Annotated in this window: 16 protein-coding genes and 1 pseudogene; 8 read left to right on the top strand and 9 right to left on the bottom strand. The window is 68.1% G+C overall.

Annotation, left to right across the window (positions count from 1 at the left end; genetic code table 11):
- Positions 1-48 precede the first annotated feature (48 nt).
- Positions 49-1206, top strand: coding sequence for a cysteine desulfurase family protein (locus tag ACFHYQ_RS09765; RefSeq protein WP_394300777.1), 1158 nt, complete (start codon positions 49-51; stop codon positions 1204-1206).
- A 146-nt stretch (positions 1207-1352) separates the two neighbouring features.
- Here ACFHYQ_RS09765 and ACFHYQ_RS09760 read toward each other — a convergent pair whose 3' ends face one another.
- A complete protein-coding gene (locus ACFHYQ_RS09760; protein WP_394300776.1) occupies positions 1353-2387 on the bottom strand; it encodes a DUF695 domain-containing protein in 1035 nt (344 codons plus the stop codon).
- Between the two features lie 72 nt (positions 2388-2459).
- Here ACFHYQ_RS09760 and mnmA point away from each other — a divergent pair, with 72 nt between their 5' ends.
- Positions 2460-3578, top strand: coding sequence for a tRNA 2-thiouridine(34) synthase MnmA (gene mnmA, locus ACFHYQ_RS09755; protein WP_394300775.1), 1119 nt, complete (start codon positions 2460-2462; stop codon positions 3576-3578).
- A gap of 46 nt (positions 3579-3624) precedes the next feature.
- Here mnmA and ACFHYQ_RS09750 read toward each other — a convergent pair whose 3' ends face one another.
- Complete coding sequence (locus ACFHYQ_RS09750; RefSeq protein WP_394300774.1) at positions 3625-4257, bottom strand: MBL fold metallo-hydrolase; 633 nt, start codon at positions 4255-4257, stop codon at positions 3625-3627.
- Between the two features lie 19 nt (positions 4258-4276).
- On the opposite strand from ACFHYQ_RS09750, the gene ACFHYQ_RS09745 reads away from it, so the two are divergent.
- Positions 4277-5302: a methionine synthase gene (locus tag ACFHYQ_RS09745; protein ID WP_394300773.1), complete on the top strand. Its 1026-nt coding sequence runs from the start codon at positions 4277-4279 to the stop codon at positions 5300-5302.
- Positions 5303-5673: 371 nt separating this feature from the next.
- Positions 5674-7887, top strand: a complete 2214-nt coding sequence (gene ligA, locus ACFHYQ_RS09740) for an NAD-dependent DNA ligase LigA (RefSeq protein WP_394300869.1) — start codon at positions 5674-5676, stop codon at positions 7885-7887.
- 205 nt (positions 7888-8092) lie between these two features.
- Here ligA and ACFHYQ_RS09735 read toward each other — a convergent pair whose 3' ends face one another.
- Together ACFHYQ_RS09735 and ACFHYQ_RS09730 are read right to left on the bottom strand one after the other, a co-directional pair.
- Entirely contained in the window at positions 8093-10921 is a 2829-nt protein-coding gene (locus ACFHYQ_RS09735; protein WP_394300772.1) for an ExeM/NucH family extracellular endonuclease, read from the bottom strand.
- 179 nt (positions 10922-11100) lie between these two features.
- Positions 11101-13503, bottom strand: a complete 2403-nt coding sequence (locus ACFHYQ_RS09730) for a 5'-nucleotidase C-terminal domain-containing protein (RefSeq protein ID WP_394300771.1) — start codon at positions 13501-13503, stop codon at positions 11101-11103.
- Positions 13504-14172: 669 nt separating this feature from the next.
- On the opposite strand from ACFHYQ_RS09730, the gene ACFHYQ_RS09725 reads away from it, so the two are divergent.
- The gene (locus ACFHYQ_RS09725) at positions 14173-14994 is read left to right on the top strand and encodes an SAM-dependent methyltransferase (protein WP_394300770.1); all 822 of its coding nucleotides are present in this window, start codon (positions 14173-14175) and stop codon (positions 14992-14994) included.
- 82 nt (positions 14995-15076) lie between these two features.
- On the opposite strand, the gene ACFHYQ_RS09720 is transcribed toward ACFHYQ_RS09725, so the two are convergent.
- Positions 15077-15928: a helix-turn-helix transcriptional regulator gene (locus ACFHYQ_RS09720; RefSeq protein ID WP_394300769.1), complete on the bottom strand. Its 852-nt coding sequence runs from the start codon at positions 15926-15928 to the stop codon at positions 15077-15079.
- A gap of 151 nt (positions 15929-16079) precedes the next feature.
- Here ACFHYQ_RS09720 and ACFHYQ_RS09715 point away from each other — a divergent pair, with 151 nt between their 5' ends.
- Positions 16080-16970, top strand: a complete 891-nt coding sequence (locus ACFHYQ_RS09715; protein WP_394300768.1) for an NAD-dependent epimerase/dehydratase family protein — start codon at positions 16080-16082, stop codon at positions 16968-16970.
- A 13-nt stretch (positions 16971-16983) separates the two neighbouring features.
- Positions 16984-17067 (top strand): annotated as a pseudogene (locus tag ACFHYQ_RS09710) (Lsr2 family DNA-binding protein); the annotation flags it as partial.
- A 42-nt stretch (positions 17068-17109) separates the two neighbouring features.
- Here the strand turns inward: ACFHYQ_RS09710 and ACFHYQ_RS09705 are convergent.
- The 3 genes from ACFHYQ_RS09705 to ACFHYQ_RS09695 form a co-directional block, all read right to left on the bottom strand.
- Positions 17110-17553: a hypothetical protein gene (locus ACFHYQ_RS09705; protein WP_394300767.1), complete on the bottom strand. Its 444-nt coding sequence runs from the start codon at positions 17551-17553 to the stop codon at positions 17110-17112.
- Positions 17550-17939 (bottom strand): hypothetical protein, encoded by a 390-nt coding sequence (locus tag ACFHYQ_RS09700; protein WP_394300766.1) that lies wholly within the window; start codon positions 17937-17939, stop codon positions 17550-17552. Before ACFHYQ_RS09700 ends, ACFHYQ_RS09705 begins: the two co-directional genes overlap by 4 nt.
- Positions 17940-18350: 411 nt before the next feature.
- Positions 18351-18797, bottom strand: coding sequence for an Lrp/AsnC family transcriptional regulator (locus tag ACFHYQ_RS09695; protein WP_394300765.1), 447 nt, complete (start codon positions 18795-18797; stop codon positions 18351-18353).
- Positions 18798-18939: 142 nt separating this feature from the next.
- Between ACFHYQ_RS09695 and ACFHYQ_RS09690 the strand changes: the two genes are divergently transcribed.
- Positions 18940-19818, top strand: coding sequence for a tryptophan 2,3-dioxygenase (locus ACFHYQ_RS09690; RefSeq protein ID WP_394300764.1), 879 nt, complete (start codon positions 18940-18942; stop codon positions 19816-19818).
- A 19-nt stretch (positions 19819-19837) separates the two neighbouring features.
- Here ACFHYQ_RS09690 and ACFHYQ_RS09685 read toward each other — a convergent pair whose 3' ends face one another.
- Positions 19838-23278, bottom strand: a complete 3441-nt coding sequence (locus ACFHYQ_RS09685) for a DEAD/DEAH box helicase family protein (protein ID WP_394300763.1) — start codon at positions 23276-23278, stop codon at positions 19838-19840.
- Between the last annotated feature and the right edge of the window lie 22 nt (positions 23279-23300).

Genomic DNA, 23300 nt, shown 5'->3' with positions numbered 1-23300 from the left:
CGCGGTCCCGGATAGGCTTGTTCCGCTGAGGCCGGGTCTGGAGGGGCCGTGGGAACCGCATATCTTGACCATGCCTCGACCACGCCGATGCTTCCTGAGGCGATCGAGGCCATGACCGCGCAGTTGGGGCAGGTGGGCAACCCCTCATCTCTGCATGCCGCGGGCCGCCGTGCCCGCCGCGTGGTGGAGGAGTCACGCGAGACGATCGCGGGTGCGCTGGGCGCCCGCCCGAGCGAGGTCGTGTTCACCGCCGGCGGCACAGAAGCCGACAACCTGGCCATCAAAGGCCTGTACTGGGCCCGTAAACGCCGGCGCGTCCTGGTCAGCGCGGTCGAACACCACGCAGCCCTCGACCCCGCCCACTGGCTGGCCGACCACCACGGCGCGATCGTCGAGCCGCTCGAGGTCGACGATCTCGGGCGGGTCCACCCCGACACGCTGCGCGCGGCCATCGAGCGCGACCCCGACGACGTAGCCCTCGTCAGCGTCATGTGGGCCAACAACGAGGTCGGGACCGTACAGCCGATCCGCGTCCTCGCCGCCATCGCCCACGAGCATGGGATCCCGTTCCACACCGACGCCGTGCAGGCCGTCAGCCAGCTTCCGGTCGAGTTCGCCGAGTCGGGCGTCGACGCGATGACGGTCTCCGGGCACAAGGTCGGCGGCCCGATGGGCGTCGGCGCGCTGCTGCTGTCGCGCGGCACCGACCCGGTGCCCGTACTGCACGGCGGAGGTCAGGAGCGCGACGTCCGGTCCGGGACGCTCGACGCCCCCGCGATCGCCGGGTTCGCGGCGGCGGTGCAGGTCGCCGTCGAGAACCAGTCGGCCACCGCCGAACGGCTGTCCACGCTCCGCGACGACCTGATCGAGCGGGTGCGGCGGGCGGTGCCCGACGTGGTGCTGAACGGCGATCCGGTCGATCGGCTGCCGGGGAACGCCCACTTCTCCTTCCCCGGATGCGAGGGCGACGCGCTGCTCATGCTCCTCGACGCCAAGGGCGTGGAATGCTCCACCGGCTCGGCCTGCTCAGCAGGTGTGGCCCAGCCGTCCCACGTGCTGCTCGCCATGGGACAGGACGGCGTCCGAGCCCGCGGCTCGCTGCGTTTCTCGCTCGGTCACACCTCGACGAAGGCGGACGTCGACCACGTGGCCGAGGTCATCGGCCACGTCGTCGAACGTGCCAGACGAGCCGGCATCCTCATCTAACCCACCCCCCTGCGGTGATCTTGCAGTTTCTCGCACCCATCCCGCTTCACCTGCGAGAACACGAAAGGTGTTGCCGCAGGTAGTTGCCGGTTCCTGCGAGAATTCGCAAGATCACGGGGTGGGGGGTGTGCGGGTGCCGTTGTTCCTCAGGTGAGGAAGTGGGCGACCTCGCTCCATGACGGGTCGTCGGCCACCTCGACCTCGGCCTTACCCTCTTTCCATGTGGCGGCGAGGTCCTTGATCGCGCTTACTGCCTCGCTCTTCGGGTCGGCGTACACGTGCATGGTCCGCCGACCGTCCGCGTTCATGTGCGCGGCGAGTACGGCGGTGCCGAGCGTGCCGCGCACGAGCCGCTCCTCGAAGCCGCGCAGCGAGTCGAGCGACTCGCCCGCGGGCTGCCCGTCCGCGTCGGAGTTCCGGTACGGCAGGCTGATCGCGATGTACTGGTCGTTCAGCGGATAGTCGACGGGTCGGAGGGGATACCGGGCGAGGGCGGTGACCCGGCTACCGGTGTCGGTGTTGCCCTCCATCAGTATCCACTGCTCTTCCGCGAAGCCCTTCGCCAGATCGGCGATCACGCCGGGCAGGTGGATAGCCGGAAACGCGTCGATTGGCTCGAATTCGGCCGCCATGATGTCGCCCACCCACCGAGCCACCTCGTCCTCGCCGAGTAGCCAGTCGAGCGCCATTTCCGCGGCCTCCAGTCGCGGCTCGTCCGCGAGATCCGGAAATATCGGGTGGAAGACGGAAACGTTCATGCGAGGACCGTTCCCCGGAGCCTGCGCGGCCACCACCAGCCGGCTCAGGTCGAACTCCCGGCCCTCGACGTCGACGGCCAGCTCCGTCACGTGCGTCTTGGCCTGTCGGGAGGGGTGGAACTCCCACAGCTCGTCGACCGGGGGAGCGGCGAGCGCCCACCGGTGGGCGAGCGGCCGCAGCTCGGGATCGTTGTACGCGCTGACGACCAGCGCGTACCGCGCCGTACCACCCGGGGCGATCTCCCACATCAGGGACGGGTGCATGGCGCTGACAGCCGACTCGAGCGCCTCGGCGAGTGCCTCGGCGTTCTCCGCCTCAACCTGCGCGTCGATCTCCGGACGGACCTGTGTCCACCAGGTCCAGAAGTCCGCTATGGCCTCCGCCGCATCGGCCGGCGCGTTCTTGCGCTCGAACAGTCGCATGACCCCGCATCTTCCCAGCTCCACCCCGCCGATGCCAACGCGGGCCCGCCGCGGCGGTAGTCTCGAAATGCTATGACGCACAGCACAGGGGAATCTATCGGCGCCGACCGGCCTGCCCGTCGGCTGCGCGTGCTCGCCGCCATGTCGGGTGGCGTGGACTCCGCCGTGGCCGCCGCCCGCATCGCCGAGGCAGGCCACGACGTCACCGGCGTCCACCTGGCCCTCTCGTCCAACCCCCAGTCGTACCGGACCGGCGCCCGCGGCTGCTGCACGCTGGAGGACGCCCGTGACGCCCGCCGCGCCGCCGACGTGATCGGCATTCCCTTCTACATATGGGACATGGCCGAGCGGTTCCACCGCGACGTGGTCGAGGACTTCGTCAGCGAGTACGCGGCGGGCCGAACGCCCAACCCGTGCCTGCGCTGCAACGAGAAGATCAAGTTCGAGGCGGTGCTCGACCGGGCCCTCGCACTGGACTTCGACGCCGTCGCCACCGGCCACCACGCGCGGCTCGTCGACGGCGTGCTGCGACGCAGCGTCGACGAGGGCAAGGACCAGTCATACGTGCTGGGCGTGCTCACCCGGGAACAACTCGCTCACGCGATCTTCCCGCTGGGTGATTCGACCAAGGCGCAGGTGCGGGCCGAGGCCGCCCGGCGTGGGCTCTCCGTGGCTGACAAGCCGGACAGCCATGACATCTGCTTCATCGCCGACGGCGACACCCAGGCGTTCCTCGCCGAGCGCCTCGGCGCCGCCGACGGGCCGATCGTCGACGCGATGACCGGCCAGGTCGTCGGCAAGCACCAGGGCGCGTACGGCTTCACCATCGGCCAGCGCAAGGGCCTGCACATCGATCATCCGACCGCCGACGGCCGGCCGCGCTACGTGCTGTCGATCGAGCCGGTGTCCAACACCGTCACGGTCGGGCCACGCGCGGCCTTGCAGGTGCGGACCATCGTGGGCGAGCGCCCGGTCTGGAACGGCCCGCTGGCCGAGCCGTACGAGCCGATCGCCTGCACGGTGCAGTTGCGCGCGCATGGCGAGGTGTACGGCTGCCGCGCCCAGCTGTCGGGCGGCGAGCTGCACATCGAACTGGACACTCCGGCCACGGGCGTCGCCCCCGGCCAGGGCGCCGTCCTCTACGACGGCGACATGGTCATCGGCTCGGCCACCATCGCCTCAGCCGTCTGAGCTGGACAGGCCGGGGCAGCTCGACGGGCCGGGGCAGTTCGACAGGTCAGGGCAGTTCGACGGACTCGCCGACTGGGATGCGGCGGAAGTCGGCCTTCTGGTGGTCGGCCTCCATACTGATCCAGTTGTCGACGATCTTCAGGCCGATCTCGTTCAGCAGGCCGTCGTGGGTGCTGTAAGCCCGTTGCGGGCGGACCTCGCGCAGGTAGGCGACCATGTCGGCGGTCCTCATCCACGGCGCGTTCGTCGGCACCAGCAGCGTGGGCACCTCGACCCCCGGCGGAGTGAACGCGTCACCGGGGTAGAAGACCTCCTCGTCCACCAGGAAACCGACATTCTGCACGACAGGGACGTCGGGATGGTTGAGCGCGTGCCATTCGCCGATCACCCTCACCCCGAACCCGGCCGCGCTGAACGCGTCGCCGTCCCGCACCACCCGCACTTCCGCCGGGATCTCACCGAGGTGGTCGGCCACCGCCCGGCAGGTGAAGACCTCCAGATCCGGGCTCGCCTTCCGCAGCAGGTCGGTGTCCACGTGATCGAAATGCTCGTGGGTGATCAGTACGGCGCTCGCCCCGTCGAGCAGACCTTCCCCGCTGAACGACCCCGGGTCGATCACCAGGGTCGAGCCGTTCTTCCGCAGCCGCCAGCACGCGTGCCCGAGTTTCGTGAGTTCCATAGTGCCTAAGCTAGTTCCCGTGACTGATTATCCGTGGGAGGAGGCCACCGCCACGGGCGTGGGCTCGCATCCGGGTGACGACCGCGAGGCACACATGGAGGCTCTCCGTACGGCCTTCGGTGAGCTGCCGATGCCCTACCTCCCGGAGCTGCCCGGCCGGGGCGTCGGCGCCGACATGATCGGCAGGGGCGCGTCTCTGCTGGCGGAGCTGCCGGTCGAGGTGCAGCCGTCGGGGTGGCGGTTCACCGACCGGTCCGGCCGTGACCTCAAACGCGCTGTCGACCACCTCGCCCGCGACCTCGACGGCCTGGAGGAGGTCGCGCAGGGATACGTCGGCCCGCTGAAGATCCAGGCATGCGGGCCGTGGACGCTCGCCGGGGCCGTCGAGCTGCGGCACGGCGACAAGGCGCTCTCCGACGCGGGAGCCGTACGCGACATGGTCGAATCGCTGGCCGAGGGGCTCGCCGGGCACATCGCGCAGGTGCGGCGCCGGGTGCCGGGGGCCCGCCTGGTCGTTCAGCTCGACGAGCCCGGACTGCCGGGAGCGCTGGCGGGCACCGTCCCGACCGCATCCGGTTTCGGGCGGCTGCCGGCCGTCGAGCCCGTGATCGCGAGTGAACGGCTCAGGACGCTGATCTCGGGGTTGGGCGACGACGTCTTTCCCATCGTCCACTGCTGCGCGCCGGACGTGCCGTTCGAGGTCCTCCATACGGCGGGGGCGCGCGGGATCTCGCTGGACGCCTCGCTGCTGCGGCGGCGGGACGAGGACGCGATCGGCGAGGCCATCGAGGCGGATGTCGCGTTCTTCCTGGGGGTCGTGCCGGGCGTCGACGCCAGGCTCGCCGACATCGGCGTGGTGGCCAAACCCGCACTGGAGCTCTGGCGGCGTCTCGGGTTCGCCCCCGCGCGGCTCGCCGAGCAGGTCGTGCTCACGCCCGCGTGCGGGCTCGCCGGGGCCTCGCCCCGCTATGCGCGTGCGGTGCTCGCCCGCTGCCGGGACGCCGCCCGGGTGCTGCGCGAAGACCCTGGCGAAGGCATGGAGTGACGGTCGCGGGCGGAGCCGGACAAAAGGGAATGAAAGTCGGCTGCGAGCCGTCTACCGTATTTCTGGATCGCTCCTGAGACGAGGGGCCGCGTGGTCTGGCGCGACCTCTGGGCGGAGTCGATCAGCGGGAGCCGTGCCCTGTCCTCGGTACGGCTCCCGCCCCACCTGACGCTGCCGCCTGTATGTCGTGGTCGCTGGTTGTCGTGGTCCCTGGTTGTCCTGGCGCTGTTCGTCGTGGTCGCGGCGTCGAATGTCAGTCGGCGGAGATACCGTTTCTCTGTGCCATCCGCCAGGCCATCGACCAGGCCATCCACCAAGGCGGCCGACGAGGGGAGACGGGCGTGACCGAGCAGGTGAACGAGGTCGAGGGCATGCCGGTCGAGGGTGTGTCCGCTGTGCCCGGTGTGTCGGTTGAGGCCGCGCCGGCCGCGGCGCGGGAGCGGCACGCCGAGCTCGCCGAGTTGATCGAGGACGCCAACTGGCGCTACTACGTGCTCGATTCACCGACTGTCAGCGACGCCGAGTACGACACGTGGATGCGCGAGATCAGGGCGCTGGAGGAGGAGCATCCCGACCTGCGGACGCCCGACTCGCCCACGCAGAAGGTGGGCGCACCGATCTCCACCGAGTTCGCCCCAGTCGCCCACCTGCAGCGGATGGAGAGCCTCGACAACGCGTTCGACGACGAGGAGCTGGCGGGGTGGGAGGCGCGGGCCCGGCGTCTGATCGAGGCCGACCCGGGGCCGTACCTGTGTGAGCTGAAGATCGACGGCCTGGCGGTGGCGCTCGTCTACGAGAAGGGCCGCCTGATCCGGGGCGCCACCCGTGGAGACGGGCGTACCGGGGACGACATCACGCCCAACGTCCGCACACTGCGTGACGTACCGGACCGGCTGACCGGCGACGACGTGCCCGATCTCGTGGAGGTGCGCGGCGAGGTCTTCCTCCCGGTGGAGGGCTTCAAGCGGCTCAACGAGCAGCTCATGGACGCGGGCCGTCCGCCGTTCGCCAACCCGCGCAACTCGGCCGCCGGGTCGCTGCGGCAGAAGGACCCGCGGGTCACCGCGCAGCGGCCGCTCCGGTTGATCGTCCATGGCGTCGGCAAATGGGAGGGCGCCGAGTCGCCCAAGTCCCAGTCGGAGATGTATGAGCGGCTCGCCTCCTGGGGCCTCCCGGTCAGCGACCGATTCCGGATCGTCGAGACCTTGGACGAGGTCCGCGAGTACATCGGCTACTACAACGAGCACCGCCACGATCCGGAGTACGAGATCGACGGCGTCGTGGTGAAGGTGAACCGGATCGCCGTGCAGCGGCAGCTCGGCTCGACCAGCCGCGCGCCCCGCTGGGCGGTCGCGTTCAAATACCCGCCCGAAGAGGTCACCACCAAGCTTCTCGACATCCAGGTCGGGGTCGGCCGCACCGGTCGCGTCACGCCCTACGGGGTGATGACGCCGATCGTGGTCTCCGGGTCGACGGTGGAGCGGGCCACCCTGCACAACGCCTTCGAGGTCGAGCGCAAGGGCGTGCTCATCGGGGATACCGTGGTGCTGCGCAAGGCCGGCGACGTCATCCCCGAGATCGTCGGACCGGTGGCCGATCTGCGGGACGGCACCGAGCGGGAGTTCGTGATGCCGACCCACTGCCCCGAGTGCGGCACCGAGCTGGCCTACGAGCGGGAGGGCGATGCCGACCTGCGCTGCCCGAACACCCGCGCCTGCCCTGCCCAGCTCCGTGAGCGGATCTTCTTCGCGGCCGGGCGCAACGCGTTCGACATCGAGGGGCTGGGTTATGTCGCGGCCACCGCGCTGACCCAGCCGCTCCCGCCGCAGGAGCCGCCGGTGCGCACCGAGGCCGACCTGTTCGACCTCACGATGGACCGCCTGCTGCCGATCCGGTCGGTCGTCCGCGACCCGGACACCGGCCTGCCCAAGACCGACCCCAAGACCGGCGAACCGAAGGAGGTGACGTTCTTCGCCAACAAGTCGGGTGATCCCAGCAAGAACGCCGAGAAGATGCTGGAGCAGTTGGAGAAGGCCAAGACGCAGCCGCTGTGGCGGGTGCTGGTCGCGCTGAGCATCCGACACATCGGCCCGCCGACAGCGCGGGCGCTGGCCGACGAGTTCCGCTCGCTCGACGCGATCGCGGCGGCCTCGGAGGAGGAACTGGCAGCGGTCGAGGACATCGGCCCCCGCGTCGCGGCCACCATCCGCGAGTGGTTCGAGGTCGACTGGCACCGCGAGATCGTCGACAGGTGGCGGGCCGCCGGCGTCCGGATGGCCGACGAGGCCCCGGCAGGGTTGGAGGTGCGGACGCTGGAGGGCCTGACGTTCGTCGTCACCGGCACCTTGACCGACTTCAGCCGCGACGAGGCGAGCGAGGCCATCACCGGCCGAGGCGGCAAGGTCACCTCGTCGGTGTCGAAGAAGACCGGGTTCGTGGTGGTCGGGGACAACCCCGGATCCAAGTACGACAAGGCCGTCAAGCTCGGCATCCCCATCCTCAACGAGGAAGGCTTCCACGTCCTCCTGGAGAAGGGCCCCGACGCCGCCCGCCCCCTCGCCGTCACCCCCGAGGAGGAGGCCTAGGTCGTCTTTCAAAAGTCATGCCCTGCTGCGCGCGGCCCAGACGGCTCCTCGTCCGCCTTCGGTCGCCTCGCTCATACGTAGAATCAATCTAACGTAGATGTGATCTTACATTGTTCAGCGCCGCCGGCGGGCGGTGCCGGGCCTCTCGGCCACCCCTCACGAGGCGTACGAGAGGCCCGGCACACGGTCGGTGTAGGTCAGCGGCTCACAGCCCCGAGCACTGGCCGGTCTTGGGACCGGACACCGTGTTCGGCCGATCGTTGTTGATCGGCGCGGGCGAGTTCCCGGTGCACGACAGCGGCCCGCTGATCCGGTTGCCCGCGACAACCGGCGCCCGGTTGTCGTTCAGGCGCACCGGACCGCTGATGGTCAGCCCGTCCAGCGTCACCTCACCGGATCCGGTGATCGTCACCGGCCCGCTGATCGTCGTCCGCAGCAGCGCCACCTGCCCGGCCTGTGAAGCGGTGATCGGCCCGCTGATCCGCGACCCGGTCGTGAACAGGCCGGCCCCCGGCCGTACCGTCACCCCACCCGACACCGTCGCACCGTCCAGGCAGGTGATCCCCGAGCTGACCGTCAACGGACCGCTGTGCTTCCCGCCGATGGTCTTGGTGCAGGCCGGCAGGCTCTGTACGCCGACGAGGATCGGGTCGTGGTCGCTGGAGCGGTACGGCGTGGCCGGCTCGAACAGGTCACCGGCGAAGTAGTTGTGCCTCGAATACTCGGTCAGCACCGATTCGACCGAGTTGATGTTCCACACGTCCACGCCGCGCACGGACGTGAGCGCCGCGGCGTTGCCGAGGATGTGGTCGAGCGAGCCCACCGTCTCGTCGAAGACGTACGTGTGCTTCTTGGCGAACTCCGCGTTCAGGTCGGTGTAGCCCGCGGTGTAGAGGACCTGCATCGGGTCCTCCTGGGTGTAGGCGTTGAAGTCACCGAACAGGAACACCGCCCGTGTCCCGGTCTTCGCGACCAGAGCATCGGCGAAGCCGGCCAGTGCCTGCGCCTGCTTCACCCGGTCCGGGGTCCAGCAGCCCTGCCCGTCACCCGGATCGGTCGTGCCGCCGCACCCCTTGGACTTGAAGTGGTTGGTGATGGCGAGGAACCGCTTGCCGCCGTTGACCGCGGCGAACTCCTGGGCGAGCGGCTCGCGGGCGTTGTGGAAGGCGGGGGAGTCGGTGAGGATCGTCGAGGACCCGACCGGCGTGACCGCCGCCGGGCGGTAGATGAAGGCGTTGCGGATGACGTCCTGGTCCTGAAGGTCCGGTTGCTTCTCCGGCGACTTCGCATAGTCCCAGGTGCCGGGGCCGGCGTCGGCGTTGAGCGCGTCGACCAGCTTGGCCAGCGCGTCGTCGCGGTCCTTGTTGAACTTGGCGGAGTTCTCGACCTCCTCCAACGCCACCACGTCGGCGTCGAGGCTGTTGATCGCACTGACGATCTTGCCCTGCTGCCGATCGAGGTTCTGCCTGTCCCACGCACCGCGGGCGTCGCAGCCGCCGCTGACCGAGATCGGGTTGCCGGCGCGATCGGTGTAGGCCTTGCAGCCCGGCAGATCCACTCCGAGCGTGGTGAAGTAGTTCAGCACGTTGAACGTGGCGAGCCGTACGTCACCGCCGACAGGTTCGGGCGCCTTGGTGCGGGTGTCCTGGAACGTCACCGCGTCCGAAGCCCCGCCGGGCAGCGGCCCGGTCGGCTGGAACTTCCACTCGTCGTTGCGGTAGTCGAAGATCACCGGTGCGGGGAAGGCGACCGATGCTCCGGTTCGCACCGGGGTGGTCCTGGTGAGGTACGGAACCTGCCCGCTGCTGGGCGTACGAGCCGACTGGCCGTCGTCGAGCACCACCCGGCGGGCCTGGTTGTCCGCCGTCACGGCGTCGGCCCCGGCTCCCGGGCGGGCGGCGTCCGTGGGCTGGCGCAGCGGCGTGTCCCCGGCCGCGAGGGTGATCGACCCGAACGCGTTGTTGCCCCACCCGCCGAGGTTGTACGTGTCGGAGACCGTGTACGCCCCGGTGGGCTGGACGAGCATGCCCTCGAACTTCTCCCGGGTGGCCTCATCGCGCGGCAGGACGAACTGCACGGGCTTGACCGCCTCGGCCGGCTTGTCGAGGATCGTCAGGCCGGACGCCGGGACCGTGATCTCGGTGAGCCCGAAATATTCGCTGACCTTGCCGGTGACCTGGACGTGGTCGCCGATCCGCGGGAGCGCCGCGGACGAGAACACGAAGATCGCATCCGAGGCGGTGCGCTCGCTCATGTCCGAGTCCCCGCCCGTGCCCGGGGTCTGGATGTAGTAGCCGTTGAATCCGCCGGTCGGATAGGTCGCGGTCACGACTCCGGACGTGGTGACGGTCTGACCCTCGTACGGCGTCGAAGCGCCGGTGCCCTGGATCTCCGCGATCGGCACCTGGCCGGGGTCCGAGGTCGGGGTCGGGGTCGGGTCCGGATCGCCGCCGCCGGAGCCGTTGCGGACCCCGAAGGTGTTCGGGAGCGGACCGGTCCACCTCCCGTCGACCTTCTGCAGCGAGTGGCCGATCGGCGTGCTGCTGGGCTCCTTGACGCCGATGTCGGCCGAGGTCTTCCCCGCGGCCGGACCATTCGACGCGGCGAACACGCCGTCGTAGGAGATGAGTTCGACGGCCTGCCCGTCCGGGCCGACCAGGGCGATGCCGTCCCGCGGCCCGTTCTGCAGGCCGTTCTGGGCGTACTCGATGACCACCACCCCGGCGGCCGGTACTGTGCCGGACAGGTTCTCGCTCGTACCGTTGATCGTGCCCGGCGACGTGTAGACGACGGCCGCGTCAGCCACGTTGCCGTTGTAGCGAACGATCTTCCAGCCGGTGAGATCGAATCCGGCCGGTGCCTCGATCTCCACCGCCTCGCCTTCGTCAGCGCCGACGTTGTCGTAGTGGATCTCACTGATGAAGGGGGTGAACTCCGCGGCCGCCACCGCGGGTACGGTGACCACCCCCAGACCGGTCATCGCCACGGCCGCCGCGGTGGCGGCGAATGGCGGAATGCGCCGGCTTGAACGCATCCTGTCCCTCTCTTCTCGTTGGTGGTGTTGAAGACCCCCGAGAGCGTGGTGCCGTGAGTGCGCGGTGCTTGTGAGTAAGCGAGGGGCGGTGGCGCAGTTCGTCGTCCACGCCACCGCCCCTGATCCGGCGCCCTCTGATCCGGCGCCCCTGATCCGGCTTGGACTACCGCATCAGCGGGTTACAGCCCCTTGCACTGTCCGCTTCTGGGACCGGACACGGTGTTGACCTTGCCGTTGTTCGTCGGCGCCGGGGAGTTTCCGCTGCAGCTCAACGGCCCGCTGATCCGGTTGCCGGACACGACCGGTGCGTCGGTCACCCGGTTGTTGGTCAGGCTGACCGGACCGCTCACCTTGGAGTCCAGGATGGTGAGCTTGTCGGTGGCGCCGTTGACCGTCACCGGACCACCGACCGTCGTCTGGTTCAGCGAGACACCGGCGGCCTTCGAGGCGCTGATCGGCCCGCTGACCACGGCGCCGGTCGCGTGGAGGCTCGCGCCCTTCTGCACCGTGACCGGCCCGGAGACCGCTGCTCCGTTCAGGCAGGTGACGCCGGAGCTCACCTTGAGGGGACCGGCGTGGCGGCCGGTGATCGTGGCCGTGCACGCGGGGCCGGTGTCAGCGGCCAGCGGGATCGCCACGGTGACCGCCGTGCCGGTCGTCTCACCGGTGATGACGAGGTCCGCGCTCGTCGCGCCCCCGTGCGCCGGCGCAGCGGGCACCGCGAACTCGACGGTCGCACGGCCGACCTCGTCGGTGTTGTCGGTGCTCGCGTCGGCGGTGGCGTCGACCCCGAACGTGCCGACCTTCTGGCCGGCGAACGTGGCCGTGACCTTCTCGTCCTTCGGCTCGCCGGTGGTGAACAGCAGCGACGACAGATTGACCGTCACCGGGTCACCGGCCTTGAAGCCATCCTGCGGCGCGTCGAACCGTACGCCGATCGCGCGCTGCGCGTAATCCGGGGCAACGGGCGAGTTCTCGCCCAGGTAGGTGACCATGGACTGCAGGTCGACCTGGCCGGTGTCCCGCTTGTCCGCCCCTTCGTTCAGGGTGCTGAAGTTGTCCCCTCCCGAGGCGAGGAACGAGTTCACGACCACGCGGTAGGACTTGGCCGGGTCCAGCGGCTTCCCGTCGAGGGAGACCGAGGTGATGTGCCGGCCCTTGGGTGCGGTCGGGTCGTAGGTGTAGAAGATCCCCTTGGACACGCCGAGCTTGAGGAACGGTCGGCTGGCCCCCTCGGGCTGCCACTGCTCCTCGAGCACCTGGACGATCTGCTTACCGGTCAGGGTCATCGTGACCAGGGTGTTGGCGAACGGCTGGACCTCGGCCGCCTCCTTGTAGGTGACGGTGCCGTCCTGCTTGCCCTGGGCCCGGTACTTCATGTCCGTACGGAGCCCGCCCGGGTTCATGAAAGCGATCTCGGTGGACGGGTCGGTCGTACGAGCACCCGCGAGTTGCGCGTCGGCGACGAGGCTGCCCAGGGTCGATTCACCGCCGCGGTTCTCGGTGGTGCCGTTGGACTGACGGGCCCGGTTGAAGTCCGCGGTGATCTCACCGAGCTTGCGCGCGCCCTCCCGCTTGGCCACCTCGACGGCATCGTCCACGATTCCCTTGGCCGTCGGGTCCGGGCTGTAGAGGGGCTTCCACGTGCCGTCCGCCTGCCGCTCGGTCAGGGGAACGATCTTCGAGTCGACGTTGACCGCTTGCTTCTTGGTCCGGTCGTAGGTGAACGTGATCTTGTTGAGGTTGTAGCCGTACTGACCCGCCGACACGACCGGGCGCATGGTCACCGGACGCTTCTCGGCCTGCCACTCCTTGACCGGCACCTTGTGGTCGTAGGCCAGGTGGGTGTGGCCGGAGATGATCGCGTCGAAGTTCTCGTCCACTCCGTTCACGATCTTTCCGAAGTCGCTCGCCGGGTCGACCGCCGAATCGTACTGCGTGCTGGCGGCGCCCTCGTGCACGAGCAGCACGACGATGTCGGCCCCCTCCTTGGCCCGCAACTCGTCGGCGACCTCGTTGACCGCGCGCGGGATGTCCAGGATGTCGAGCATGGAGATGCCCGCGGGGGTGACGAGTTCGCTGAGGTGCTCGGTCACCGCGCCGACGAAGCCGACCTTGACCCCGTCGATCTCCTTGACCCAGGACTTGGTGAGCTCCCGGTACCTGTCCTGGAGATCCTTCTTGACCCTGACGTTCGCACCGAGGTATTGCCACGTGGCCCGCGGGATCACCCGGTTCACCAGGTCGTCGTAGCCCCGGTCGAACTCGTGGTTGCCGACCGCGCTGACCTCGAGGCCGGCCGCGTTGAGCGCGTCGATGGTCGGGTTGTCCTGCTGGATGAACGAGGTGAACGTCGAGGCACCGATCAGGTCCCCCGCCGCGGCGAAGATGGTGTTCGGGTTCTGCGCCCTCATATCCTTGACCGCGGTCGCCAGCGCCGCGGCTCCTGCTTCCTGGCCGTTCGCCTCAAGCCGGCCATGGAAGTCGTTGATCCCGAGGATGTCGATCTCGACAGTGTCATCGGCGTCATCGGCGTACGCCGCCGGCGCGCCGACCAGGCCGATCCCTGCTATCGCGGCCATCGTGGCCGTTGCTACCAACGGCGCCAGACGCCTTCGCAGGCGCATACGGTGCCTCCCGTGCGTTCGGACAAGAACTAACAAAGGCAACATATGGTCAAGCACTGCCAGGGGGAAGCACAAAGACTGCCAAGGGGAAGCCCGAAGGGTGATGTCGGCCGCCGGTATTCACCCGATGTTCACGTTCCGGGTCTTGGACGGCGAAAGAGGCCTCCGGGCCGCTCACCTCACGACTGCCAGATACCCGGCAGGTCTTCGGAAGTGCGTGGCGAGCGGTAGACCGTCAGTGACGCCGCATCGCGAAACGGCCACGAGTGGACGCTCCTCATCGGCCGCCGGGGATCATTCCGTCCTTCCATCCGTCTCACCGATGCGAGATGGCACCCTGATCGGAACGGAAGGCGAGGAGACACCGTGACCGTGGTTCGGCCCCCACTCGTCAGGCTGGAGCAGGTGAGCCGTCGATACGGGCAGCGGACCGCGCTGCACCCGGCGGATCTGGAGATCGAGGCCGGCTCCGCCCCGAGATCCTGCTCGCCTACAAGCGCGCCCACCAGTACGCGTAGTCCCCCTGATTATCAGCAGTTACGGACAACGTGACCTAAGATCGACTAATCGGCGGAGAAGGATTTTGATGCTTTCGCGGTGATCGCCGGAACTGGAGGATGGGGCATGTCCGATGAGCGTGCGGTACCCGAACTGAACACATCAGTGCCACATCCGGCTCGGATGTACGACTACTACCTCGGGGGAAAGGACAACTTCGCCGCTGATCGTGAGGCGGCCGAAAAGGTGGTGGCAGCGGCGGGAGGGGGCATAGAAGCGGCGCGGTTGATCGTTGGCGAGAACCGCAAGTTCCTCACCCGAGCGGTGCGGATGCTCGTCGAGTCGGGGATCGAGCAGTTCCTCGATCTTGGCACCGGTATTCCGACGTCGCCCAACGTTCACGAGACCGCGCAGCAGGTCAATCCGAAGGTCCGGGTGGTCTATGTAGACAACGACCCGATCGTGCTGGTGCACGCGCGGGCGCTGATGGCGAGCGGTGATGCGGGGAAGACCACGATCGCTCAGGCGGACGTGCGAGAGCCCGAGAAGATCCTCGGCCATCCCGAGGTGCTCGGCACGCTCGACCTCGACCGGCCGATGGCGATCATGTTGGTGGCCGTGCTGCATTTCCTGCGTGATTCCGATGATCCGTATGGAGTGGTGGCCCGGTTGCTGGCGGCGGCACCGGCGGGAAGCTACCTGGTCATCTCGCACGTCACACAGGACTTCGACCCGGAGGCGGCGTCACGCGGCGCTCAGGTGTACGACAAGGCCACCGCGCCGATGGTCGCGCGGACTCGCGACGAGGTCGTCCGCTTCTTCGACGGCCTGGAACTCCTCGACCCCGGCGTCGTCCAGGTCTCGCACTGGCGTCCGGACGGGCCGGTGCCATACTTCCCCAATAACGCTCCGTGGGTGTGGGGCGGGGTAGCCCGGAAGCCGGAGTGAACATATCCACCGGCAACCTGTGAAGAGCCGCGGCTTCGCCGGAAACCCTCCGCCCGCCGGAGGACGCCGGCCAATGTGAAGATCAACGGGCGACGGTCATGTCCTGGGTGCCGATGACCCGTAATAGCTGGAGGGACCGGTAGGCGGCAGATCCCGGATCGGCGGTGAAGATGACCACCTGCTGCTCCTGATCGGGAACGGTCAGCACGTCGAAGTCCAACTCGATCGGCCCGACCTGCGGGTGCCGTACGGTCTGGTGCAGGTGGCGCTCGATATGGAACTGATGGGAGCTCCACAGACGGGCGAACTCCTCGCTTCCGGCCAGCAACTCCGCCACCAGGCTGTTGAGCTCACGGCTGTGGGGATAGCGGGTGACGGCGATGCGCAGGTAGCTGACCGCCGTGACCACGAACCGCTCCGGGCTGCCCATGCCGTAGTGTCGCCGTTCCGGATCGGGGTGCAGGAAATAGCGCCGGATGATGTTGCGCTCCTCTCCAGCCAGGGCGGAGAAGTCCTCGAACAGCGCGGCGGCGAGGGGGTTCCAGGCCAGCACCCGGCAGGTCTGGTCAACGACGATCGCCGCGGCGTCGTTCAGGCGGTCGATGAGGTTCCGCGTGCTCGGCTTCACCGCGCGGATCGGTCCGACGGCGGGATCTTCCTCCCGCTCACCGGCGAGTTGGAACAAGTGAGCGCGCTCCTGATCGGAAAGGCGCAGCGCACGGGCGATGCCGTCCAGCACCCGTCGTGACGGATGCCGACCGCGTGCCTGCTCCAGCCGCGTGTAGTGATCGACCGATATGTAGGCGAGCTGGGCGACCTCCTCGCGCCGCAGCCCGGGGGTGCGGCGGCGTTGCCCGTACGGCAGGCCCACGTCAGCCGGGCTGACCCGCTCTCGCTTGCTGCGTAGGAAATCCGCCAGGGCACGCTTGTCCATGCTCTCGACCGTACGTGCTGCCGCCGGACGTCAGCCACGGACTCCTGGTCCCTGGCTACGGGGATGCGCAGAAGCAAGGGTGGTGGTGCCAGCGACCGGCGGCGGGAGCTCTCGTTGCCGGCACCATCGTCAGCGAAAGGCGACTGAATCCATGCGTATCTTCATCACCGGAGCCAGCGGCTATGTCGGCGGAGTCGTGGCCGAGCACCTGCTCCGGGCCGGCCACGAGGTGATCGCCCTGGCTCGGTCAGACCGAGCCCGCGAGCGCGTCGAGGGTCTGGGCGCCAAGGCAGTCTCCGGTGGTCTGGAGGACCTCGACGTACTACGGGCGAGCGCGGAGGCCGCTGACGCCGTGGTGTCCACGGCCGTGGACTACACCCGTCCGGACATGACGGACATCGAGGTCGCGGCTCTGGATGCGATGCTGAGCGGACTCGATGAAGGGCGGCCGTTCGTCTACACAAGCAGCGGCATGGTCTATCCGGATATGCGGGGCGAAACCGTCACCGAGGATCACCTTGTGGCCCCAGAGACTTCTCCGCAGCCGTTCAAGGTCCTCGGCGAGCGGCGGGTCCTGAACGCCGACCGCGCGGCAGGCATGGTGGTCCGGGCCGCAATGGTCTATGGACGGGGCGGGTCGGGTCTGCTTCAGGGCATGCTGGCCTCCGCCCGGCAGCAGGGCATGGTCGCCTACGTTGGGGACGGCGCCAACGAGTGGTCGTCGGTGCACGTGGATGACCTCGCCGCCCTGTATGTGTCAGCACTGCGGCGCCCCGAGCCCAAGGCGATCGTCAATGCCGCCAACGAAGAGCGGACGCCCATGCGGCGGATCGCCGAGGCTGTCGCCGAACTGACCGGGACCCGTGCCGTGTCGATCACGCTCGACCAGGCGATTGAGGCGCTGGGCCCGTCCGCCGCCGCGCTCACCCGTTCGTCGCCGTTGGACTCGTCGCGGGCTCGGCGGCTCTTCGGGTGGACCCCCACCGCACCGGGTCTGTTCGCTGAACTGACCTCCGGCTCCTACACGCAAGCGTCCGCCTGACCGGCGATGGGCCCGGGACAACGGTCTCGACGTCTCCGACCGCGGGCGGCTCCGCCCCGAAATCTTGCTCGCCTACGAGCGTGCCCACGAAGGCTGACTCGTGCATGCCGATTGTCGCCCGGGAGCGCGTCAGGCTGGATCAGCAGTTGACCAACTGCTCCATCGCGTTCTTGGTTTCGTTCGCTGAATCCAGTCCGTCTGCGAGCTGGTCGAAGATAGCTTTCAGCAGGCCCACCTGCTTGATCGCCTCATCTTCCACGGGGGCGCCCGATCGGATGCGAGTGTTGACGGCGAGGGCTACCATGATCCTCTTGCCGGTGAATGCCTCGTCGAACAGGCGAGGGAACTCGTCGCCATGTGCCTCTTGGAGCCGCTGTGCCTCGTTCGCGTCAACGTGCGCGTAGACCCACACGTTGCCTGCCATCACATGGCCCTCGACGCAGTCAAAGACGAAGAGCTTGTCATCCTGCTTGATCAACCCGGTGATAGGCATGTTGTAACGGCCGAAAACCTCGACGATCTCAGTGCTGGGCGTGGGCAACCAGGGACGCTCTCCGATCCCCAGCTTGATCAGGTCGCTCACAGCATGCCTTCCTTCCAGTTGGTCGACTCGAAGCAGGCGTCGAACCTCTCCATGTCATCGTGAGTCCATAGCCGGTCGTCGTCCATCAGCGCCACGGAAACATGTCCGGGTATATGTCTTGTCGGACTCGCCCATACCCGGAAACCGTCAGCCCGTAGCTTCCCGGCCAGCGCATAGCGTACGCCTTCCCCCGGGATCGCTCCTCGAACGCGGTGGTGGTTCACTGCCGTCGCTGCTTGATCCGGCGTCAGCTTGCCCTTGAGCAGAGACAGTTCTTGTGAGACTTCGCCGACGGACGGACGCCGCTTGAACGGCTTTCCTTCAATCGGTTTGTGGATCGTTCCATACTGACTGACCCAATCCTCATCGCCGAGGTCGTCACTCATATAGGTGCCTACTGGGGGAGTGGTTACGGTGAAGACAGCAAGCAGCCTACACTGTCTGTAACAGATCCATTGCATAGAGTTTCGCTGCCGGTCAAGTGATGCCTTGCGTCGACCCAGCCCCGCAGCCTGCGGGCCGGGCTCTAGCCGACGGTGTCAGCCCAACCAGGCGTCGAGCCGGTTCAGCAGAGCAGGCTCGGTCTTCAACCCGGCGGCGGTGCCGGTGAACACGGCCTGACGGCCCGGCCGATCAGGCCGGTTCCGCCGAGAACGAGTGCGTGCGGCATCCAACGATCCTAGGAAGGCCGCCCCGCCGAACGGCACGCCTGCCGTACGACCTCCGTGACGGCAGTCGGGCCACCCACCCGGCTTCGAGCTCTGACGCCGCGCGCCGAGGGCCGGCCGCGCGCTCTGTCAGTCGGGCGGGGCCGGAGCGGTGAGCGGGTGGCCGGGTAGCGGGCTGGAGAGGATCATGGTGCTGGCGGGTTGTCCATAGGCGGCCAGCTGGTCGATCAGGTGCTCGAAGGCGGCCATGGAGACTGCGACGATCCTGAGGATGCTGCACGCGTCGCCGGTGACCCGGTGGATCTCCAATATCCCAGGCCAGGTGGCCACCGCGGGGTCACGAAGCACGCAACGCGGGCCGTAGCAGGACATGCGGATGAAGGCGGACACCGGCCAGCCGGCCCGGATCGGGTCGACTTTCGCGTGATAGCCGGTGATCACTCCCGCCTCTTCGAGCTTGTGGACGCGTTCGGCGACCGCGGGCGGGGACAGGTGGACCCGGCGGGAGAGCTCCTTGTAGGAGAGCCGGGCGTTGTCCTGCACCTCGCGCAGCAGCTCCCAGTCCGTCTCGTCCATCTCCCGTTCCTTTCGTTCGCAAAGCGATGGCGATGCTATCGCCGCCAATGCACGGCGAAAGGCAGTCATCGCCTTTCGTTCGGCATTCCGTTTCCCGATAGTGCCACGACATCATGAAGTGGCCAGCTACGAGAGGGACGTCATGGGACAGAAATCCGCCGTACGGCCGACGACGGCGTGGGAACGGGCCGAAAGGGCCAGAGCCACCGGCGGGGCGCCGACCCTGGACTTCGAGACGCGGACTCCCTACGACGCCTACGTGCACGCGGACGTGCTGCACACCTTGCAACAGCCGATGAGCGACGACGCCGGTGAGATGTCGTTCCTGATGACCACACAGGTGATGGAGCTGTACTTCAAGCTCATCGCCTTCGAACTGCGTCACGCGCAGAAGCTGCTGCGTGCCGACGAGGTGTGGGCCGCGCTGGCCCCGCTGCGCCGTACGGCGTTGCACCTGGAAGGCCTGAACGCGAGCTGGCGCGGACTGCGCTGGATGACGCCGGCGGACTTCAACCGCTTCCGGGACCAGCTCGGCGAGGCGTCCGGGCTGCAGTCGGCGATGTACCGGCATGTGGAGTTTCTGCTCGGGCTGAAGAACCCGGCCCTGCTCCGACCCTTCAAGCGTCAGGAGAAGGCCCACCGCGACCTGCTGCGTACGTTCGAGTCGCCGAGCGTCTGGGACGACACCATCGCCCTGCTGGCCCGGCGTGGCCACGACATCCCGCGTGAGCTGTTGAACCGTGACGTCGCCGCCGAGCACGAGCCGCATCCGGCGGTGGAGGAGGCCTGGACCGACGTCTACCGCGACGAAGGCCCCGGCAACCACCTGCGGCTGCTCGGCGAGGCGCTCACCGAGGTGGCCGAGTTGTTCGGCGACTGGCGCTACCGGCACCTCGCCACGGTGCGCCGGGCGATGGGTGCCAAGCCCGGCAGCGGCGGATCCAACGGCCTGGCCTGGCTGGAACGCAGCATGGCGCGGGTGGTCTTCCCCGAGCTGTGGTCCGCCAGGACTCACATGTGACGGGGCCTCGTCCGGTGTTTCAGGCGGCGTTCTCCTCGGGTACGGCTGTCGCCTGCACGGCGGCCAGGACTTCGACGAGGGCGTCGACGTCGGGATCGGGGAAGATGGCCTCGGGGCCGCCGGGGGCCAGCGACGTGAAGGGCGACTCGTAGAGCACGTCGACCTCCATGAAGCCGTTCCGCGTCAGGAAGTCGATCACCAGCGTGACGAAGTGCAGCTGGTTGGCGGTGAGGTTCCTGCCCGCCTGGAACCGGTCGAACGCCTTCGCGGCGGCCTCACGGTCGAGGCCGGTCAGCCCACGGAGGAAGAGCCCGAGCCCGCCGTGCTCGCCCTTGGCCCGCTCGATGTCGTCCTCGGTGCCGAAGCCGTTCGTGAGGAAGATCTGCTCAAGCTGGTCGAGGTCGGCGGAGGTGAGCTGCCGGTTGCGCTGGATCTTCTGGATCACCAGCTCGTTCTCGTGGCTGCGCAGGTACGTCCGGACCTTGGCCTCGAACCTGGACTTGTCCGTACCGAGCGAGACCCCGTTGATCTGCGTCACGTTCAGCTCGCCGAGCTCGTCTTCGAAATCGGTGTAGACGATGCCGCGCTTCACCTTGGGGATGAGCTTGACCAGCCCGCGCAGCCGCTTGCGCATGTTCTCCAGCATCGGCAGCGTGACGTCCTCCCACCACTGCTCGGTGGTGAGGTCTTCGAGGAACTCCTGCTGCTTCCGCACGGTCGGGATCGTCAGCGTGGTCGGGTCGAGCAGCGCCGAGGCGATCTCCTGCACCTGCGCGCGGAGCTTCGGATAGCCCGCGTCCGCGTGGATCAGGCCGAGTTGCAGCCGCAGCGCGAGCAGGTCGAAGCGCTTGGCCTCCTGGCTGCTGTCGTCGTCGCGGAACTCCGTCGGCAGCCCGGCAAGCGTCGAGGTGATCTCGGCGTGCTTCTCTAACGTGATCCGCTGCCAGGTGGCCGGCTCCCGGTAGGTCTCGACCTCGCGCAGATGACGGCGCACCTCGACGTTGGCGGTGTTCATGTTCGCCACCTCGGCCTGCAGTCGCTCCGCCAGGGCCCAGCGCAGGTCGACCTCGCTTTTCGTGCCGTCAGGCGTGCCGTCTTTCGGCGGGGACAGGTCGGGGTGCTGCTGGTCGAGGTTGAGCAGCAGGTCCATCCGCTGGCGGAACAGCCGCTCGCTGAGCGAGGGCTGGATCCTGCCCTCGGCGGTCGGGAAGTTCTGGTTGAAGAACTCCACGTTCTGGCAGAGGTCGAAGACGAGGAAGCCGTTCTTGTCGTGGTTCGGGCCGAACAGGTCGGGGCAGAGCCGGGTGCCCCGCCCGATCATCTGCCAGAACTTCGTCTTGGACCGTACGAGCTTCGCGAACACCAGGTTGACGACCTCGGGCACGTCGATCCCGGTGTCGAGCATGTCGACCGAGATGGCGATGTGCGGGGCCTTGTCACGGTCGGAAAACTTGTCGATCAGATCCTGGGCAAGCCGCTTCTGATGGGTGATGACCTGCGCGAACGTGCCCTTGTACTCGGGGAAGAGCTTGTCGAAGCGCTGGGCGATGAACTCGGCGTGGTTGTTGTTCCGGGCGAAGATGATCGTCTTGCCCAGGCGCTCGCCGCCCTCGACCTTCGCGCCGTACGCCATGAGCGTGGTGAGCGTCTTGTCGATGGTGTCGGCGTTGAACAGGAACTTGTTGATCTCGTCGGCGCTGATCTCGTCGGGGACGTCGTCGTTCTCCGACCAGTCGGTCGCGTCCCACTGCTCCTTGTCCTCGTCCGAGAGGTCGTCGTACTTGATGCCGCCGCGCTGGAACTTCAGCGGCACGTCGACGGCGCTCGGCGCGACGAGGTATCCCTCGGCCACGGCCTCGTCCAGGCCGTAGACATCGGTGGGCACGCCGTCTTCGAGGTGGAAGAGCCGGTAGGTGTTGTGGTCGATCTCGTCCTTCGGCGTGGCGGTGAGCCCGACGAGCGGCGAGTCGAAGTAGTCGAAGATCACGCCGTACTTCTGGTAGACCGACCGGTGCGCCTCATCGATGATGACCAGGTCGAAGTAGCCGGGTCCGAACCTGCGTACCCCGTCGGCGGTCTCGTTGATGAGGTTCATGATGGTCGGGTACGTCGAGACGTAGACCCGGCCCTCGTCGCTCTTCTCGGTCAGCAGGTTGACCGAGGGCACGCCCGGCAGGTGCTCCTTGAACGCGTTGGCAGCCTGGGTGACCAGGGCCTGCCGGTCGGCCAGGAACAGCACCCGCTTGACCCAGTTGGCCCTGATCAGCTGGTCGACCAGCGCGATGACCGTACGGGTCTTCCCGGAGCCGGTCGCCATCACCAGCAGCGCGTGCCGCATGCCGTCCGTGTCGAAGGTGTCGCCGACGCGCTGGATGGCCCGGGTCTGGTAGTTGCGGTTGACGATCTCGGGGTTGATCGGCTCGGTCGACAGCGGCCGGCGGCTGCTCCGACGGTGGATCAGCGTGCGCAGCTCGTCCTTGGTGTAGAACCCCTGGACCTTCCGGGGCGGATAGCGCAGATCGTCCCAGAGGACGGTGTCGTAGCCGTTGGTATAGAAAATCACCGGCCGCTGGCCGAACATCCGCTCCAGGCAGTCGGCGTACAGCTTGGCCTGCTGCTGGCCGGACTCCGCGTTATGGCTGGTGCGCTTGGCCTCGACCAGGCCCAGCGGCTTGCCGTTGTCGTCCCAGAGGACGTAGTCGACCCGGCCGGTTCCGCTCTGGTTGGTGGTCATGCCGGTGACCGGGAACTCCCGGTCTTCCTTCTTGTCGAGCGGCCAGCCTGCCTCCTTGAGCAGCAGGTCGATGAGCAGCTCGCGGGTGTCGGCCTCGTTGTAGTCGTGGGCGTCCGGGACCGCGTCGTTGGCCGCCTTGGCCTGCTTGATCTCGGCCCGGAGCTTCGCCAGCTCGGCGTCGAGATCCTGGTTCTTCCGGAGTTGCTTGGCCAACTCGGCCTGCTGCTTGGCGAACTCCTCGGCCATGGCCTGGAGCTCGGCCTGCTTCTTCTGCCTGACCTCGGCCGGCATCGGCTTGGGGATGAGCGTCTGGTCGAAGGCCAGGCCGGCGGCCGGTCTCGCGTTCTGGTTCCGGGCATATCGCCGGGCGAGCCAGTAGAGGACGTGGAACAGCTCGGCCACGGTCCGGATCGCGTCGGCGGGCGGCACCGGCCCACGACGATGGACGGCCGTGTTCCCCTGCCGCCGGATGAGGTCCATCTTGGTGCGGATCGCTGGAGTGACCAGATTGACCAGGGTTGGCTCGGTGATCAGGGCGGCGAGATCGTCCCGGTACGGCAGCCGCAGCGTGTCGTCGGCCGTATAGAGCCAGGTGACCGCCAACTCCAGCGTCCGCCGGGCATAGAAGCACGACACCCGCGGATCGACGACCGCAAGCCGCTCAGCGCGCGTCGCTTCTTCGTATAAATCAGGCCATTCCGGACGAAGAAACTCGAAGTTGCCCAACGAACACCCTCCGGTGGAACGC

Origin of the sequence: Sphaerimonospora cavernae (genome assembly GCF_042435035.1) — a bacterium.
Lineage (GTDB): Bacteria > Actinomycetota > Actinomycetes > Streptosporangiales > Streptosporangiaceae > Sphaerimonospora > Sphaerimonospora cavernae.
The sequence above is the reverse complement of the archived record's forward strand: the minus strand, read 5'-3'. Positions and strand labels throughout refer to the sequence as shown.

Coding starts and splice junctions, on each gene's coding strand:
- ACFHYQ_RS09760 (WP_394300776.1), bottom strand. CDS start 2,387: ATGCGACTGTTCGAGCGCAAGAACGCGCCGGCCGATGCGGCGGAGGCC.
- mnmA (WP_394300775.1), top strand. CDS start 2,460: ATGACGCACAGCACAGGGGAATCTATCGGCGCCGACCGGCCTGCCCGT.
- ACFHYQ_RS09750 (WP_394300774.1), bottom strand. CDS start 4,257: ATGGAACTCACGAAACTCGGGCACGCGTGCTGGCGGCTGCGGAAGAAC.
- ligA (WP_394300869.1), top strand. CDS start 5,674: ATGCCGGTCGAGGGTGTGTCCGCTGTGCCCGGTGTGTCGGTTGAGGCC.
- ACFHYQ_RS09735 (WP_394300772.1), bottom strand. CDS start 10,921: ATGCGTTCAAGCCGGCGCATTCCGCCATTCGCCGCCACCGCGGCGGCC.
- ACFHYQ_RS09730 (WP_394300771.1), bottom strand. CDS start 13,503: ATGGCCGCGATAGCAGGGATCGGCCTGGTCGGCGCGCCGGCGGCGTAC.
- ACFHYQ_RS09725 (WP_394300770.1), top strand. CDS start 14,173: ATGTCCGATGAGCGTGCGGTACCCGAACTGAACACATCAGTGCCACAT.
- ACFHYQ_RS09720 (WP_394300769.1), bottom strand. CDS start 15,928: ATGGACAAGCGTGCCCTGGCGGATTTCCTACGCAGCAAGCGAGAGCGG.
- ACFHYQ_RS09715 (WP_394300768.1), top strand. CDS start 16,080: ATGCGTATCTTCATCACCGGAGCCAGCGGCTATGTCGGCGGAGTCGTG.
- ACFHYQ_RS09700 (WP_394300766.1), bottom strand. CDS start 17,939: ATGAGTGACGACCTCGGCGATGAGGATTGGGTCAGTCAGTATGGAACG.
- ACFHYQ_RS09695 (WP_394300765.1), bottom strand. CDS start 18,797: ATGGACGAGACGGACTGGGAGCTGCTGCGCGAGGTGCAGGACAACGCC.
- ACFHYQ_RS09690 (WP_394300764.1), top strand. CDS start 18,940: ATGGGACAGAAATCCGCCGTACGGCCGACGACGGCGTGGGAACGGGCC.